17 protein-coding genes are annotated in these 16,170 nt (G+C 63.0%); 5 read left to right on the top strand and 12 right to left on the bottom strand.

What is annotated here, in order from left to right:
- The first annotated feature begins 119 nt into the window (after positions 1-119).
- The gene (locus OVY48_RS21080) at positions 120-773 is read left to right on the top strand and encodes an outer membrane protein (protein WP_096061954.1); all 654 of its coding nucleotides are present in this window, start codon (positions 120-122) and stop codon (positions 771-773) included.
- Between the two features lie 69 nt (positions 774-842).
- Here the strand turns inward: OVY48_RS21080 and OVY48_RS21075 are convergent, their stop codons facing one another.
- Entirely contained in the window at positions 843-1,001 is a 159-nt protein-coding gene (locus OVY48_RS21075) for a hypothetical protein (protein WP_313924326.1), read from the bottom strand.
- 184 nt (positions 1,002-1,185) lie between these two features.
- Here OVY48_RS21075 and OVY48_RS21070 point away from each other — a divergent pair, with 184 nt between their 5' ends.
- The gene (locus tag OVY48_RS21070) at positions 1,186-1,602 is read left to right on the top strand and encodes a thioesterase family protein (RefSeq protein WP_313924325.1); all 417 of its coding nucleotides are present in this window, start codon (positions 1,186-1,188) and stop codon (positions 1,600-1,602) included.
- Positions 1,603-1,942: 340 nt separating this feature from the next.
- Here the strand turns inward: OVY48_RS21070 and OVY48_RS21065 are convergent, their stop codons facing one another.
- The 8 genes from OVY48_RS21065 to OVY48_RS21030 form a co-directional block, all read right to left on the bottom strand.
- Positions 1,943-2,467 (bottom strand): hypothetical protein, encoded by a 525-nt coding sequence (locus OVY48_RS21065; RefSeq protein ID WP_313924324.1) that lies wholly within the window; start codon positions 2,465-2,467, stop codon positions 1,943-1,945.
- A 427-nt stretch (positions 2,468-2,894) separates the two neighbouring features.
- Positions 2,895-3,569: an orotidine-5'-phosphate decarboxylase gene (pyrF, locus tag OVY48_RS21060; RefSeq protein WP_037474067.1), complete on the bottom strand. Its 675-nt coding sequence runs from the start codon at positions 3,567-3,569 to the stop codon at positions 2,895-2,897.
- Positions 3,566-3,952: a LapA family protein gene (locus OVY48_RS21055; protein WP_313924323.1), complete on the bottom strand. Its 387-nt coding sequence runs from the start codon at positions 3,950-3,952 to the stop codon at positions 3,566-3,568. Before OVY48_RS21055 ends, pyrF begins: the two co-directional genes overlap by 4 nt.
- A gap of 33 nt (positions 3,953-3,985) precedes the next feature.
- Positions 3,986-4,858 carry an aldose 1-epimerase gene (locus OVY48_RS21050; RefSeq protein WP_313924322.1) on the bottom strand — a complete coding sequence of 291 codons (873 nt, stop codon included), beginning with the start codon at positions 4,856-4,858 and terminating at the stop codon, positions 3,986-3,988.
- A 17-nt stretch (positions 4,859-4,875) separates the two neighbouring features.
- Entirely contained in the window at positions 4,876-6,288 is a 1,413-nt protein-coding gene (locus tag OVY48_RS21045; RefSeq protein WP_313924321.1) for a sugar porter family MFS transporter, read from the bottom strand.
- Between the two features lie 18 nt (positions 6,289-6,306).
- Positions 6,307-7,182: an SMP-30/gluconolactonase/LRE family protein gene (locus OVY48_RS21040; RefSeq protein WP_313924320.1), complete on the bottom strand. Its 876-nt coding sequence runs from the start codon at positions 7,180-7,182 to the stop codon at positions 6,307-6,309.
- A gap of 1 nt (position 7,183) precedes the next feature.
- Positions 7,184-7,942 (bottom strand): SDR family NAD(P)-dependent oxidoreductase, encoded by a 759-nt coding sequence (locus OVY48_RS21035; protein WP_037474078.1) that lies wholly within the window; start codon positions 7,940-7,942, stop codon positions 7,184-7,186.
- The gene (locus OVY48_RS21030; protein ID WP_313924867.1) at positions 7,939-9,084 is read right to left on the bottom strand and encodes a fumarylacetoacetate hydrolase family protein; all 1,146 of its coding nucleotides are present in this window, start codon (positions 9,082-9,084) and stop codon (positions 7,939-7,941) included. Before OVY48_RS21030 ends, OVY48_RS21035 begins: the two co-directional genes overlap by 4 nt.
- A gap of 223 nt (positions 9,085-9,307) precedes the next feature.
- Between OVY48_RS21030 and OVY48_RS21025 the strand changes: the two genes are divergently transcribed.
- Entirely contained in the window at positions 9,308-9,496 is a 189-nt protein-coding gene (locus OVY48_RS21025) for a hypothetical protein (protein WP_313924319.1), read from the top strand.
- Positions 9,497-9,602: 106 nt separating this feature from the next.
- Here OVY48_RS21025 and OVY48_RS21020 read toward each other — a convergent pair whose 3' ends face one another.
- Positions 9,603-10,049: an EF-hand domain-containing protein gene (locus OVY48_RS21020; protein ID WP_313924318.1), complete on the bottom strand. Its 447-nt coding sequence runs from the start codon at positions 10,047-10,049 to the stop codon at positions 9,603-9,605.
- Positions 10,050-10,325: 276 nt separating this feature from the next.
- Between OVY48_RS21020 and purB the strand changes: the two genes are divergently transcribed.
- Positions 10,326-11,642, top strand: a complete 1,317-nt coding sequence (purB, locus tag OVY48_RS21015; protein ID WP_313924317.1) for an adenylosuccinate lyase — start codon at positions 10,326-10,328, stop codon at positions 11,640-11,642.
- Positions 11,643-11,697: 55 nt separating this feature from the next.
- Positions 11,698-12,804 (top strand): hypothetical protein, encoded by a 1,107-nt coding sequence (locus OVY48_RS21010; protein WP_313924316.1) that lies wholly within the window; start codon positions 11,698-11,700, stop codon positions 12,802-12,804.
- A gap of 12 nt (positions 12,805-12,816) precedes the next feature.
- Here the strand turns inward: OVY48_RS21010 and OVY48_RS21005 are convergent, their stop codons facing one another.
- Together OVY48_RS21005 and OVY48_RS21000 are read right to left on the bottom strand one after the other, a co-directional pair.
- On the bottom strand, positions 12,817-13,887 hold the full coding sequence (locus OVY48_RS21005; RefSeq protein WP_069066580.1) for a LacI family DNA-binding transcriptional regulator: 1,071 nt from the start codon (positions 13,885-13,887) through the stop codon (positions 12,817-12,819).
- Between the two features lie 75 nt (positions 13,888-13,962).
- Positions 13,963-16,107, bottom strand: coding sequence for an alpha-glucuronidase family glycosyl hydrolase (locus tag OVY48_RS21000; RefSeq protein ID WP_313924315.1), 2,145 nt, complete (start codon positions 16,105-16,107; stop codon positions 13,963-13,965).
- Positions 16,108-16,170: the final 63 nt, after the last annotated feature.

The raw sequence follows: 16,170 nt of genomic DNA, 5'->3' as shown, positions 1-16,170 counted from the left end.
ACAGCAATTGTGTCATATCTGCAACATAAGTCCTTGTTTATCTTAGGTTCATGAAACTTACGGCTCCCCGCGGCTTTCAGCGTCTCTCCCCTACAGGGGATGACAATGGAGTTTAGAATATGCGTAAGTTGATGGTCGCAACCCTTCTCGGCAGCGCCGCAGTCGCCGCCCCCGCCATGGCACAGGATGTCGGCCCGACCTTCACCGGTCCCCGCGTCGAAGCGATCCTGGGCTATGACCATGTCGGCGCCGGCAGCGATGTCGACAATAATAACGACCGCGATGACCAGTCGATCGACGGTCTGCTCTACGGCATCGGCGCCGGTTACGACGTGAACCTCGGCAGCGCCGTCGTCGGCGTCGAAGGCGAATGGACCGACTCCACCGCCAAGTCCGATCGTCGCGATCCCACCGACCAGTTCGGTTTCGGCCGCGTCAGCCAGGGCCGTGACCTCTATGTCGGGGCGCGCGCCGGTATCCTCGCCAATCCCTCGACGCTCGTCTACGTCAAGGGCGGCTATACCAACAGCAAGCTCAACGTGCTGGCCGGCAACACCGACGAAACCACCGACACCGCGTTCAAGCTGGACGGCTGGCGCATCGGTGGCGGCGTGGAACGCGCGATCAACACCAACACCTTTGCCAAGGTGGAATATCGCTATTCCAAATATAGCGACGCCAATATCGAGTTCGCCAATGGCGCGACCACCGAAGATTTCGGCATCGACACCGACCGGCATCAGGTCGTCGCCAGCGTCGGCTGGCGCTTCTAAAAGCCGCTAAACAAGGGAGGGGGCCGGTTCACAAGACCGGCCCCTTTCACGTTTCTACGACACTATCGCTCAGCCCTTCTGCACTATGTCCATAAAGCGCTTGTAGATGGTGATGACCTGATCCTCGATCGGCTTGGTCGGATCGGGCTTCTTCACCCCGGACCGGATCGCCCACGCCTGAGTCAGTTGCGCGGCCACCTGGGCCGCCGTGTCGCTCGTGATCGCCATGATGATTCCCTCCATCATTTCGGTCCCGTCAGGATGAAGATTAGCCCGCCCAAGTCAACGCCATTTGCTGCAATGCAGCATAAGCCGGTGAAGCAGGGGGAAAATTTCTCAGCGCCGCGCAGTATCGCCGTCCAAAGGTGCATCCCCCTAGCGCGACGGGCGCAAGGATGATATTGACATTGATGTGAGTAACGCGATTCCCCATCAATATTCCATCGGCATCGATGCCGCCGACATCGACTTCATGGGTCATGTCAACAATGCCAGCTACCTTAAATGGGTGCAGGAAGCGGTGCTGGACCATTGGCGCGCCCTGGCCCCGTCGGAGGCTGTCGCCGGGCACCTCTGGGTCGCGCTCAAACATGAAATCACCTATCGCAAGCCCACCTTCCTCGACGACGATGTGATCGCCACCGTGTTGCTCGAAAAAGTGCAGGGCGCGCGCGCCTTCTACGAAACCATCATCCGCCGCGGCGAAGAAGTGCTGGCCGAAGTCAAATCCAGCTGGTGCTGCATAGACGCCAGCAGCCTGCGCCCCGCGCGACTGACACGCGACGTCATCGACCACTTCTTCGCCCCGGAAGAAAAAGCCGCACAATAGGCACGGGTGTCGGGGAAAGCCAAACGGCGGCGACCCACACCTCCGTCATGCCCCACACACCCCCCGTCATTCCCGCGAAAGCGGGAACCCATCTCCCCAAATCGCCCCTACGCGACGTAGCGATGATGTTCCCTATACCAACGACGATGACCACGGGTGAAAGACGGCCCCCCACAAACACCGTCACCCCGGACCCTTCGACAGGCTCAGGACAGGCTTGATCCGGGGTCCATGAGCCTCACCCCCTCAATGACGCTCTACCGTCGAGCCAATAGATGCCGGGTCAAGCCCGGCATGACGGCAATGATGGGGAGCGGAATGTTCGGTTCGGAGTGATTATTTAGCGCGTATACACAGGCACCGCCTCCACGCACCATTCGGGCCAAGCCCGCCGAATATGCCTTTCGCCTTCCACCAGCCATTTGGCTTTTTGGGTTTCCAATGACTCAATGGTGCGGGCAATGCGTTGCGCAACATAATGTTTGCACAGAGAACTTAGCGGCGATCCGCCGATACACCCGTCTAATGCACCTAATATTGGGGATGGCAACGCGTGCAGATCGGTGACTATGGCGTCCTCATACCGAGAGGAAATCCACAACAAATGATAATTGGAGAAAGCGCGGAGCCGCACATCCCATCCGGCGGTGTCTTTCGGTTCCTCGCAATTCCTGCTCGAATAGGTCGTGACGGCATCATATCCCGGATTCAAATCCGTTCTCGAATATAGTCTTCGCGCCACGGCGCCCTTGTCGTCACGGCTGGACGAGGCCGTCCAACAAGTGGAACCCGCCGCTCCGTAAGCCAATGGACCGACGAAAGCGCCAATAAGGATAGCCAACGAAACCTTGATACCCTTACGCATGCGTCCGTCTCCAAACATGTGAACACAGGCTAGCGGTGTAAAGGCTACATACCTAATTTCTGCTTTTCTTAGACCGCTTTGATGAGCAATGGCAAAATGGCGGTTTTAAGTCATCCTCCCCTGGCAGGGGAGGTGGCTGGCCGTAGGCCAGACGGAGGGGTGTCACGCTCTCGATAGGGTGACACCCCTCCAACCCTTCCAATGTAGGAAATCTTCTGATCTATCCTGTCCGATGGACCAACCCGCTCGCCCCCCTCGCGCCACCACCGCCCAAGCATTCCGTCTGCACAACCGCCGCACACATGGCGCATCCGTGTCGCGCCACCATGACCCACATGTGACCTCAGCCTTACGTCACCGCGCCCTCGCAGCAACGTCACCGTTACGATTGCCCGCAATCACCCAACGACGGTGTGAACTTCGCCCCTTACAGAGTCGCTTCGATCTCGCGCGCCGCCAGGTCGGGATTTTCCGCCAGGCTGATGGGCCGCCCCACAACCAATATCGACGCACCCCGGTCCAGCGCCTGGCGCGGGGTCACGGCGCGTTTCTGGTCGCCCATCGCGCCACCGGCTGGCCGCACGCCCGGCACCACGAAAAAGCCGTCATGCCAGGCCTTCTTGGCCATCGCCACTTCCTCGCCCGAACAGACGATGCCGTCCAGCCCGGCGCTCTGCGCCAGGTCGGCGAGCCGCCGCACCTGATCCTCGGCCTTCCCGCCGACACCGATGTCGAGCAGGTCGCCATCGTCCAGGCTGGTCAGCACGGTCACCGCCACCACCTTCGTATTCACCCCAGCCGCCGCCTTGGCATCCTCCAGCATGGCGCGGCCGCCCGCCGCATGGACGGTCAGGATCGCCGGTTCCAGCAGGTGCAGCGCCTGCACCGCCTTCGCCACCGTATTGGGAATATCGTGCAATTTGAGGTCGAGGAAGATCGGCAGGTCGAACTTCATCATCTCATGCACGCCATGATGGCCATGGGCGCAGAAAAATTCGAGGCCCAGTTTCAGCCCGCCGACATGATGGCGCACTTGCCCGGCCAGATGCTGCGCCTTGGCGAGATCGGGCGTGTCGATGGCGACATAGATGGGGCTGCTCATGCTGGTCCTGCGGGCGAAAGAGGGGAGGGCGGGGGCGTGGCCAGGTCCGTCGCGTCGGCCACGGGCGGCGTCGAGGACATAGGCGAGTGTGCGGGCGGCGTAGACGCGACCGACGCTGCCGGTGGTGCAGGCGGCGTGGTGACCGCTGCCAGCGCGCGCTCCGTGCTGTCCAACCGTCGCTTCAAGCGCCAGCGGGTCGCCCGCGCCATGATCCAGAAGGGCAGCGCCCCCAGCAGGAACGCGCCGATCAACAGGACCGGCAGCTTGGTTTCCATCACCAGATCGCCCCACAGGCGCACCGTCACGGGGACATAATTCGCCATGCAGAAAAAGGCCAGGGCGACGGCGATGACGACCCAGAAGGCGGTCCGCAAAAATTGCATCGGCTTTACCTCATGCTGCTGTTGCGATGCAGCTTAGGCGATCCCGGCGGATTTCGGAAGCACCTGATCGCTTTTGCCGATTTCGATCCGCATCGACAGGCTGTGCGTCGCGCCCGGCGCCACTATCGCCATGCCGCCGGGCCGGTTCAGCGCGTCGGGCATATGGCTGACCGGCTCCAGGCAAAAGGCATCGGAGCCGGGCGGGCGATAGACATGCAGCCAGTCCGCCCCGCTCGCCGTCAGCGTCAGGCGCAGCCCGTCGCCGCGTTCCACGGTCGCCATCCCGTCCCAGTTGCCATAGACATTGTCGATCAGGCTCTCGCCCTGCACGGCCGCCAAGTGCGACCAGTCGCCAAGCCCATCGGCAGGCACGGATCGTTCGGGCAGCATGTCAGGGGTAGAAAGCCACAGGCTGCGCGCCGCGAACTGCAACCGCGTGTCGGCATCGGCGCGGAAATAGGGGTGGAAACCAAGGCCAACGGGCGCATCGTCCTCGGCGTCGTTGGTCAGCGCCAGCGTCAGGACGATCGCATCCGCGCTGAGCGCAACATGCTGTCGCGCCGTAAACGCCCAGGGCCAGCGCGCATCCGGGCAATGCACAAACGTCAACTGCGCGGCATCATCGCTCTGGTCCGTCACTGCCCAGCCGCTTTGCCAGCCATGGCCGTGGAGGCTGTGCGGGTGATCGCCGAAATTGAGCGGCAAGTGATAATCCTGCCCGCCAAAATGAAAGCGCCCATCGGCAATGCGATTGGCATAGGGCACCAGCGGAAAGCTCGCCATGGCGAGCGGATCGACGCTCCCCTCCGGCGCGCGCCGCAGCAGGTCGACGCCATCAAGCGCCAGCCAGCGCAGCGCCCCACCGACAGCGGGCGAGAGCGCTGCCTCCAGCCCTCCCGCCCGCAACAGGATCGTCTCGTTACTCAGCCGACCATATCCTCTAGCTCGCGACCCTTGGTCTCATACACCATCTTGCGCACGAAGAAGAAGGAGATCGCCGCGAACAGCGCATAGCCCATATAGGTCCACACCAGCCCCGGCGAGACGGCCAGCGAGGGGAAGCTGACCGAAATCGCCGCATTGGCGATCCACTGGGCAAAGCCAGCGACGGCCAAGCCCGATCCGCGAATCTGGTTCGGGAACATCTCGCCCAGCATCACCCACATGATCGGACCCCAGCTGAGGTTGAAGAAGATCACATAGAGGTTGGCGGAAATAAGCGCCATCAACCCGTTATAGCCGGGCAGGGACACCGCGCCGTCCGCGCCGGTCACGGCTGTCGAGAAGGCATAGGCCACGACCGACAGCGTTACCGCCATACCGGCCGATCCGATCAGCAGCAACGGCTTGCGGCCGATCTTGTCCACCAGCGCGATCGCGCCAAGGCACGCGCCGATCGACAGCACGCCCGACAGGATGTTGATCTGCAGCGCATTGTCTTCGGAAAAGCCGACCGCTTCCCACAGCGTCGCGCCATAATAGAAGACGACGTTGATGCCGACCAGCTGCTGGAACACCGCCAGGCCAATGCCGGTCCACACGATCGGACGGATCTTGCCGCTGGTCTTTTCAATGAGGTCGGACAATTTCGGCCGATGATGATCGGCGGCCAGGCTGGCACGGATTTCCGCGACCTTGCGCGCCGCTTCGAGCGGACCGAACAAGCGGGTCAGCACCACTTCGGCGTCCGCATCCCGGCCGCGCGCGACCAGATAACGGGGGCTTTCAGGGATGAACAGCAACGCGACGAGGTAGATGGCGGCAGGAATCGCCTGCAACCAGAACATCCAGCGCCACGCCGGAAAATCGAGCCACAAGGGCGCGGTCGATCCGCCCGCATAGCGTGCCAGCACGAAATTGGCGATGAACGCCCCGGTCAGGCCGGAAATGATCATCACCTGCTGGATACTGGACAGCCGCCCGCGCACCGCCGCTGGCGTGACTTCGGAAATATAGACCGGCGAAATGACGCTCGCCGCGCCGACGCCCAGACCGCCGATTATGCGCGCGAAGATGAAGAGGACCGACGAACTCGCCGCACCCGCCAGTAGGGCGCTGACCAGGAACAGCACCGCCGCCAGCATCATGACGCCGCGCCGTCCGATCAGGTCGGCCATGCGCCCGGCCATGAACGCACCGACCGACGACCCGACCAGGATCGCGCCGACATTGATGCCGATGCCCAGCTTGCCGAGGTCGAAGGCGCTTTCCAGCCCCTTTTGCGTGCCGTTGATGACACCCGAATCATAGCCGAACATGAACCCGCCGATCGTCGCCACCGCGACGATCGCTGCGATGAAGGCCATGTTGACCTTCTCGGCGCTCCCCTCATTCATCCGTCATTCTCCCAAATCTTATATCGTTGCGACGTGGCCCGGCAATCCTGCGACGCCGGGGTCGAAGGCGAACAGATCACCCGCAAGGGGCTGCTCTGTCAACGCTGTCATGTCCACTCCCTTGCGCGCGGTCGTCGCATAGGCGATCGACAGGTCATCTCCGCCGAACGCGATCTTGGTGATGTTGGCGACGGGAAAGCGGATTTCGCGCATCAGCGCGCCCGCCGGATCATAGCGCCGCACGGCCCAGCCGCCGAACAGCCCGGTCCACAAACAGCCTTCGGCATCCACCGACGGCCCATCGGGATAGCCCGCGCCATCCTCGATCGTCGTGAACAGGTGGGTCTCGCCGATCGCCCCGTCGTCGGTCAGCGCGGTGCGCCAGATATGACGGCCAAGCGTATCGGTATGATAGAGCGTCCGCCCATCGGGCGAGAGGGCAGGGCCGTTGGTGATCGACACCGGCGGCAATCCCACATTGGCGCACAGGCCCCGATGCAGCCGATAAATGTGACCGCTATCTTCTGCCTCTCCATCGTCCATCGACCCGAACCATAGCGCGCCGTCCGGTGCCACCGTCGCGTCGTTCAACCGGTTGCCAGGTACATGCGCTTCGGGCGCGTGCAGCAACCGGAAGCTGGCACTGGCCGGGTCGAACCGGTGGATGCCCGACTGCAGCCCGACCGCGAACAGGCCGTCGTCGGTCGGCACGATCCATCCGACCTGTCCCGGCGCGGTCCAACTGCGCGCGACATTGAGCGCCGGATCGTAGCGATGGATGCAATGGCCCTTGATGTCCACGAACCATAGCGCCGCGTCGCGCGCGACCCAGATCGGGCCTTCGCCCAATATCGCGCCGACGCTCAAAACACTCTGGGGCGTCGCGCTGCTCATGTCAGCGCCAACCGGCATCGATGAAATAATCATGGCCGGTGCAATAGCGCGCATCGTCCGACGCCAGGAACATCGCCAGCGCGGCAACATCGACCGGCATGATCCGCCCGTCCAGACATTGCGCGGCGACGATCTCCGCTTCGCCTTCGGGCGTATACCATTTCATCTGGCGCGGCGTTTTGACGTTGCCCGGAATGATGGTGTTGACGCGGATATTGTCGCGGCCAAGGTCGCGGGCCAGGCTGCGGGTCAGCCCCTCAATCGCCGCCTTGGCGGTCTGGTACAGCACCAGTTCGGGCAGAGCGAGGTGCCAGCTGATCGACCCGAAATTCAGGATCACACCACCGCCCGCGCGCTTCATCGCCGGAACGGCTGCCTGTGCGGCAAAGAACAAATGGCGCAAATTCACCGCCATCCGCTCGTCCCAATAGGTCGGCGTGACCTCCTCGATCGTGTGGCGGTCGTCATTGGCGGCATTGTTGATCAAGATGTCGATGCCGCCCAGCTCCGCCTCGACCTGCGCCATCATCGCCTGCACGGCATCGATGTCGCACAGGTCGATCGCGTGGAAAATCGGCGTTAAGGCCGCATCGCTGAGGCGCGCTACCAGCGCTTCGCTCTCGGCCACCGCAATGTCGCAAAAGGCAACATGCGCACCCTGCGCGACAAAGCCCTCGACCAGTCCCTCGCCAATCCCGCTGCCGCCGCCGCTGATGAACACCCGTTTGCCCGCCAGGCTGGGGTAGGATGCGCGTTTCATGCGTCGGCTTTCTCTTTGGCGGCGTTCAGCAGGCCGCGTTCGGCCAGGTTCATCATCAACGCGGTCAGGCCATAGGTCCATGGCGCCGCGTCCTTGGACGTCACGACTTCGTTCACCAGCTTGCCGAGGCGCGGGGTGGAGATGGCGACGATATCGCCGACCTTATGGGTAAAGCCGCGACCCGGCTCGTCCCGGTCCTGCACCGGCGCGAACAAAGTGCCCAGGAACAGCGCGAAACCATCGGGATATTGATGCTCCGACATGGTCTGGCGCATCAGGTCCAGCGGATCGCGGCTGATCTGGTTCATGCTGCTGCTGCCTTCCAGGCGATAGCCTTCCGGCCCGTCGATGGTCAGCGCGACTTCGGCATTGCGCACATCGTCGATGGTGAAGTCTTCGTCGAACAGGCGAATGAGCGGCCCCAGCGCGCAGGACGCATTATTATCCTTCGCCTTGCCCAGCAGCAGCGCCGATCGGCCTTCGAAATCGCGCAGATTAACGTCGTTGCCCAGCGTCGCGCCGATAGCGCTCCCGCCAGAATTGCCGATCAGCACGATTTCCGGTTCAGGATTGTTCCAAGTGGAATCGGACCGGATGCCGATCTGCGCGCCCGCACCCACGGTCGCCAGCACTGGCGCCTTGGTGAAGACTTCCGCATCCGGGCCGATCGCGACCTCCAGATATTGCGACCATAGCTCGTCCTCGATCAGCGCGGTCTTGAGCGCGGCGGCCTCAGGCGATCCCGGCACCACAGCGCGGATCGACCCGCCGACCCGTTCTTCCAGCCGGCCGCGAATGGCGGCAGCGGCACCAGCATCGCCGCGCGCTCGCTCCTCGATCACGCGCTCGATCGCCGACAGGGCAAAGGTCACGCCCGCCGCCTTGACGCATTGCAGGTCGACGGGGCTGAGCAGCGGCAGGGTCAGCGTGTCGAGGGGGGCCAGCGCTTCGCCGCTTTGGGCGTCCACCGGAAACATCTCGACCAGTTGCGCCACAGTCGGCGCAACCCGGCTCATGTCATAGGCGATGCCTTGATCGACCATGATCGGGCTGGGGCCAGCGGCCGTAGCCACGCGACCGAGAAAGCGGCCCGCGCGCCAATCGGCGGGCAGGGCGTCGAGCAAGACATGGTCCCCCGGCATCATCAACTCCTAAACAACTACTCTTGATTGATAGCGCTACCAACATAAATCCAGCGATGAAGTCAAGAGGGGGCATCGCGATTCTTCGGCGAACCCTGTCCCCCTGGCGCGCGCCGTTGCAGCGCGCAGCGAAAAATCATCGGAGCGCGGCGGGAAACGCATCTCCCGTCTTCCCCTGCGTGCCGGACTTTGCCATATCTGTCCGACTATGGATAACGCAGACATGAGCGCGCCCCAGGATGGCGCCGACATTTCCCCGGCGGCGGCACAGCCGGACGAGGAACCCACGACATTGGACATGGTGGCCGCCGTCCGTCGCTCGATGAGCAAGTCGGCCTGGACCGGCGCTGCGGTCGGCATCGGTTCGGCCGCGATCGTCGCGGCATTGCTCTACACGCGAAAGCGGCCCTGAGCGGCCCAAAAAAAAAACGGCATGGCCTTCGCGCCATGCCGCCGTCGGTGCGACCCGACTAGATTATCTCCCGTCCCTCGTGACAGTTCGGGGATTATAGCGCCTGTTAGGCCGTTCCACCACTTAGGTAGGTGACGAGTTCGGGCTTGCTGATCGTCGCATTCTTATCCGTGTCCGCAGTCACAAAGGCACCATTGGCCCAGGCCGTGACTTCGGCTTCCGGCAATGTTTGCCCGGTCGCCTTGGTCTCCTGCGCCTTCAACGCCACCATCCAGCGCGAAAACTCGGCCTGGCTCAACTCGCCGTCGCTATCGGCGTCATAGGCCGGAAACTCGGTATCCACGATGGTCGCGACCGCATTGCCGGGGTTGGCGGGCGTCGCTGCCTGCGGTGTCGCTGCCTCAGGCGTTGCGGCCTGCGGCGTCGCTGCGTCCGGCTGTACCGGCGCTGCCGGTGCCGCCTGTGGCGTGGCAGTATCCGGCGTCATCGTCTGTTGCGCCATGGCGGGCGCGGCAACGGCCAGAGCCGTGGTAAACAAAAGCGTGCGGATCATGACAATCTCCTATTTTACGACCCATAAGGTGCAGCCTGTGTTTGACTTCCATGCTGCATGAATAGTGCCATAAGAAGAGTTGAAACCGCCCGATTGTTCCTGAACATGCGTTCATCTTGACCCATTCGTCTTGTAAATGCCGTCAATTCATCTTGTTTGTCTGTGCGGCCTTCTCGTGCGCCCCTGCCGTCCACACACCACCGCCCGATTTGCCCCGCGCTGCCGACGCTGCTAGGCGGCGCGGCATCCTATCTCCTCCAGTTGCAGGATTCGCTCATGGTCCCTCGCTATTCCCGCCCCGCAATGACCGCCCTCTGGGAGCCGGAAGCCCGGTTCAAGATCTGGTTCGAGATCGAGGCGCATGCGACGGAGAAGCTGGGCGAACTGGGCGTCGTGCCGCCCTCGGCTGCCAAGGCGCTGTGGGACTGGTGGGCCACCAACCCCGTGATCGACGTCGCCGCGATCGACGCGATCGAAGCTGTCACCAAGCATGACGTCATCGCCTTTCTCACCTGGGTCGCCGAACAGGTGGGCGACGAAGCCCGCTTCATGCATCAGGGGATGACGTCGAGCGACGTCCTCGACACCTGCCTCGCGGTCCAGCTCGCCCGCGCGTCGGACCTGCTGATCGAGGACATCGACCAGTTGCTCGCCGTCATCAAGCGTCGCGCCTTTGAGCATAAGCTGACCCCGACCATCGGCCGCAGCCACGGTATCCATGCCGAACCCGTGACCTTCGGCCTCAAAATGGCCGAAGCCTATGCGGAATTTTCCCGCTGCAAGGCGCGCTTGATCGCCGCCCGCGCGGAAGTCGCCACCTGCGCCATTTCGGGCGCGGTCGGCACCTTCGCCAATATCGATCCCGCCGTCGAAGAACATGTCGCCGAAAAGCTCGGCCTCGCGATCGAACCCGTCTCGACCCAGGTCATCCCGCGCGACCGCCACGCCATGTTCTTCGCGACGCTCGGCGTCATTGCCAGCTCGATCGAACGGCTCGCCGTCGAAGTCCGTCATCTGCAACGGACCGAAGTGCTGGAAGCAGAAGAATATTTCTCGCCCGGCCAAAAGGGTTCGTCGGCCATGCCGCACAAACGCAATCCGGTGCTGACCGAAAACCTCACCGGCCTTGCCCGCGTCGTGCGCGCGGCCGTCGTGCCCGCGCTCGAAAATGTCGCCCTCTGGCACGAACGCGATATCAGCCATTCGTCGGTCGAGCGTTTCTTCGGCCCCGATGCCACCATAACCCTCGACTTCGCGCTGGCGCGCCTGACCGGGGTGATCGACAAACTGCTCGTCTATCCTGAGCGGATGATGAAGAATCTCGACAAGATGGGCGGTCTCGTCCACTCGCAGCGGGTGCTGCTCGCCCTGACCCAAGCCGGCGTCAGCCGCGAAGACAGCTATCGCTATGTCCAGCGCAACGCGATGAAAGTGTGGGAATCGGACGGCCAGCTATCGCTGCTGGAACTGCTCAAAGCCGACACCGACGTCACCGCCGCGCTGCCGCCCGAACAGATCGAGGAAAAATTCAACCTCGACTATCACTTCAAGCAAGTCGACACGATCTTCCACCGCGTCTTCGGCAAGGCGTGATCTTCAACTTTCCATTCAACATTGCACACTAGGGCAATGGTGAGCGGAGGGTGATATGTTCGACAATCAGGATATTGAGGACGCCGTCCGGGATGGCGTGATTTCGCGCGATGTAATGCGCATGTTGCGCAACCGCGCAGCTCAGGCGCGAAGAGCGCCGACGGCTGATGAAGAACGTTTCAGTGGCTCCATTGCTCTGGCTGACGTCATGGCCAGTATCGGGTTGTGGATGGCTCTTTCTGTGATGGCAGCTATTTCCGTCACGATTTCACCTATCGCTGCAGGCGCTGTTGCGCCCGTTTGCTGGGTACTGGCGGAATATTTCACCCACCGTCGTCGCCAGATTCTCGCTAGTGTCGTCCTCTTCATCTTTTTCGTGCTGCTGGTATCGATGGTCGGGCTGGGCGTTGGTATTTTGATCATGGGCGTCGGTCAGAATGGCGGGGTACTGCCGATGCGGCCGACCGGAATGCCCCCGACCATTGCGCTCATCGTGGCTGCTACGGCGGTCATGGCATGTGTAGCATGGTGGACGCGGTTCCGTTTGCCGATGGCCTATGCGGCGGCGGTGATCGCTCTCATAAACATCTTCGTACACGTCGCCCGGATCGTCTGGCCCGATGTCGGCGCGTCGCTGGTCGGCGTGTTGTTGCTGTTCATTGGCGTGTGCCTGTTTCTACTTGCCATGTGGTGGGACATGAGCGACGTGCGGCGCGAAACGGTGCGCAGCGATGTGGGATTCTGGCTGCACGCCGCCGCCGGATTCCAGATTGCGGGCGCGTCCTACCGGCTGCTGTTCGGCGTGGCGGGCGCGCCGGCGGGATGGGACAGATTGTACAGCTTTACGCCGATGGCCGCTAATGGCTCGGAAATTGCCTTCGCCACGCTATTGTTCGTTCTGTTCTGCTGGATAGCGCTGATCGTCGATCGTCGGGCGCTGTTGATGTCGGCAATGGCTTTTCTAGTGAAGATGCAGTTTAACGACGGGCTTCTGGCGGTAGGATTTCCGCTGACGCTAACGCTACTGGGCATTGTCACCGTGCTACTGTCGATTTTTTGGTCGCAACTGCGCGCGCTGGCGATCGAGCCGCTGCCGCTTGTCCTGCGTGCACAATTGCCACGCGATGCCATGACATTTGAACGAGACCGCCCCGTTGACTGATGGCGGACGCCGTTATCGCACGCCCAACCTCGGCCGCATCCTCGGCGCCGCATCCGACTGCCGCCGCACCAGCTTATGCGCCAGCACCAGATGTTCGGACGCCATCTCCGCGCCGCGCCGCCCTTTCAGCAACCGGACCAGCACCTCGACCGCCGCGCGCGACATGGCGCTGATCGGCTGGCGGATGGTGGTCAGTTCGGGCCAGATGGTGGTCGCCAGCGACGTGTCATCGAACCCGCACACCGTCAGGTCGCCCGGTACGTCCAGCCCGCTACGATGCGCGATTGCCACGGTGGCCGCTGCCATATCGTCATTGCTCGCAAAGATGGCGGTGGGCGGATCGAGCAGCGACAATATCTGTTCGGCCGCGTCCAGCCCCGACCGATAGGTGAAATAGCCCTGCGCGATCAGTTCGTCCAACACCGGCAGGTTCGCTTCGCTCAACGCGGCGAGATAGCCCTCGAAGCGCTTGCCGCTGGCGGTCTGATTGGGGTTGCCCTTGACGAAACCGATGCGCGAATGGCCGAGCGTGATCAGGTGGCGCGTCATTTCATAGGCGGCCTGAAAATCGTCGATGCTGACCGCAGCCAGATCGCCGGGTGCCCGACCGGTCGCCACCGCCACGGCGGGAATATCGGCGGCCTTCAACGCCGCCACCATTTCCTCCAGATCGCACAGCGGCGGCGGCAGGATGACGCCGTTGATCCGCCCGCGCAGCAGATGGTCGACCACCGCCTTTACCGACGTCTGCTCGTCCCATTTCTCCACGACCAGATCGACGCCGCTGCGGCTCGCCTGGTCCAGGCTGCCGACCAGAAATTCGCTCAGATAAGAGGAGGACGGGTTGCTGTAGAGCAGGCCGATCCGCAGTTCATCGCCCCCCGCCAGGCTGCGCGCAGCCGCGCTTGGCGCATAGTTGAGCGCGATGATGGCGGCATCGACCTTCGCCTTGGTCGCCGGCCGCACCACCTGCTCGCCATTGATGACGCGCGACACCGTCATGGGCGACACCCCGGCGTGGCGCGCCACGTCGTTGATCGTTGGGGCATTGCGCTGACGGCGGGAGGATCGGGTGTCGGTCAATGCGGGGTGCTTTCGGGTCGGTAATGATGTCGCCGGAGTGGTAGCGACATCACCCCGCCGGATTAAAGCGAAAAATCACGGATTGCCGGGCGCATAGGGGAATTTGCGCATTTTATAGGCCTCCAGCCTCTCTCGCGGCTGCGCAGCACCGGACGGCAGGGGCCGCTTGGCGATCGACTGGAAATAAGCGATGCTTGCGTCGCGCCACCATTGCGCCTCCTTTTGCTGGATGGAAAGGAAGGTCTGCGTCTGCACAAAGCGCTCCGCATCGATCATCGGGCGCAGTTCGTCCCACGTCGCGCGCATCCCCGCAACATAGGCAACGCCCCGGTCATAGCGCTGGACCATCCCGTCCCACAGCGTCTTGCCCGACGCCAAGCGATAGTCCCAAGGCAGATGATGGAACCACAGCAAATCCCGCTCCGGCGTCGTGCGTGGATCGGCGAACCGCTTGGCCAGCGGCGCCGCATATTGGGCGATGGCGTTGCTGCCACTCTTCGTCCGGTTAAAGCCGATGCCGCTCGCATCCGCCTTGTGATAATAGACCGGGTTCCATTCGGGCCGCGCCAGGTCCGATACCCAGGGGCCGGGTCCATAATGGTGGCCGGTGTCCATGACATGGGCCAGGCCCAGCGGCGTCATATAGTCCACCGCCGCCTCGCGCGATCCTATCATCATCGCGACCACCGGTTCCACCACCGCCTTGTCGGGCGTGAAGGTCAGCGCCGCCCATTCGCGCGCCACCGCCTCGGCGGTCAGGTCGGGGTTCCAGGCCATCCGCCCGAACGCATACCAGTCCGCCTGGTTGAAGATCGACCCGCTCCAGTCGCGATCCGTGCCGATATTGGCGACGCCCGCAATCCCGGTCAGCCTATGCCCGTCCAGCGACCCGTCGATCACCTTGGCAACCGTCGATCCCTTGCCCTTGGCAAAGGTATCGCTTTTCAGCGTCTCCTCGAACAACGGCCCCAAATAAGTCAGATGCGTCGATTGCCCCAGATATTCCTTGGTGATCTGGAACTCCATCATCAACGGCGTCCGGGGCATCGCCCCGAACAGCGGATGAAACGGCTCGCGCGGCTGAAAGTCGATCGCGCCATTCTTGACCTGGACGATGACATTGTCGGCAAACTGCCCGTCGAGCGGCTTGAAGTCGGCATAGGCCTGCTTGGCGCGATCGTCGGGATTATCATGGGCATAGACGAAGGCGCGCCACATCACGATCCCGCCATGCGGCTTCACCGCTGCGGCCAGCATGTTCGCGCCATCGGCATGGGAGCGCTTATAATCCTGCGGGCCCGGCTGCCCCTCGCTATTGGCCTTGACCAGGAAGCCACCGAAATCGGGGATCGCCGCGTAAATCTCGTCGGCCTTGGCCTTCCACCAGGCAGCCACGGCCGGATCGAGCGGATCGGCGGTTTTCAGCCCATCCAGCTCCATCGGCGCGGTCCATTTGACCGATAGATAGACCTTGATCCCATAGGGCCGGAACACATCGGCCAGCGCCGCCGCCTTGGCGATATAGGGCGCGGTCAGGCTGTCCGATTTGGCATTCACATTGTTGAGGACGGTGCCGTTGATGCCGATCGACGCATTGGCGCGGGCATAGTCGCTATAACGCGGCCCCTTCCAGTCGGGCAGCCGCCACCAATCCCAGATCGACGACCCCGAATAGCCACGCTCCACGGTGCCATCCAGATTGTCCCAATGGTTGAGCAGGCGCAGGCCGATGCGCGGCGCGGACCGCACATCGATCGCCTCCAGTGCCGCGCCCGATTGCGCCAGCCGCAGCCAATGGAACGCACCATGCAGCAGCCCCATCTCGCTATTCGCCGCGATCAGCGTGACCGGCTGTCCCTCGACCCGGATCGACCGGACCGCATAGCCCTCCTGGCCCAGCCCCTCCAATGGGAGCGGCAGGGCAGGGGCCGTCTCCGGCGTCGCCAGCCACAGCGCACCCGGACGCATGCTATCCGCTATCATCGGGGCCGTACCGGTCATACCGGTGACGCCGCGCTGCAACTCGTCCCTGATGATCTGCATCGTCGCGCTGTCGCCGGGTGCTGTGATCACGCTAGCATGCGCCGCAATCCGCGCCGCCGCCGCCCCGTCCACCCGCGCATAGCGCAGCCAGAGATCATAGCCATCCTCGGCCATCGCCACGGGCGTCAGGACCGTCATGGCCATAGCCATCATCCAGCAAATCAGGCGCGCGATCATGTCTTCCTCTCCATCGCGTCGGCGTCGCCAGCCCGTTATCGGGCATTGACAATCGCGACTTGT

This window comes from Sphingobium sp. SA2 (assembly GCF_032227065.1).
GTDB lineage: Bacteria > Pseudomonadota > Alphaproteobacteria > Sphingomonadales > Sphingomonadaceae > Sphingobium.
The sequence above is the reverse complement of the archived record's forward strand: the minus strand, read 5'-3'. Positions and strand labels throughout refer to the sequence as shown.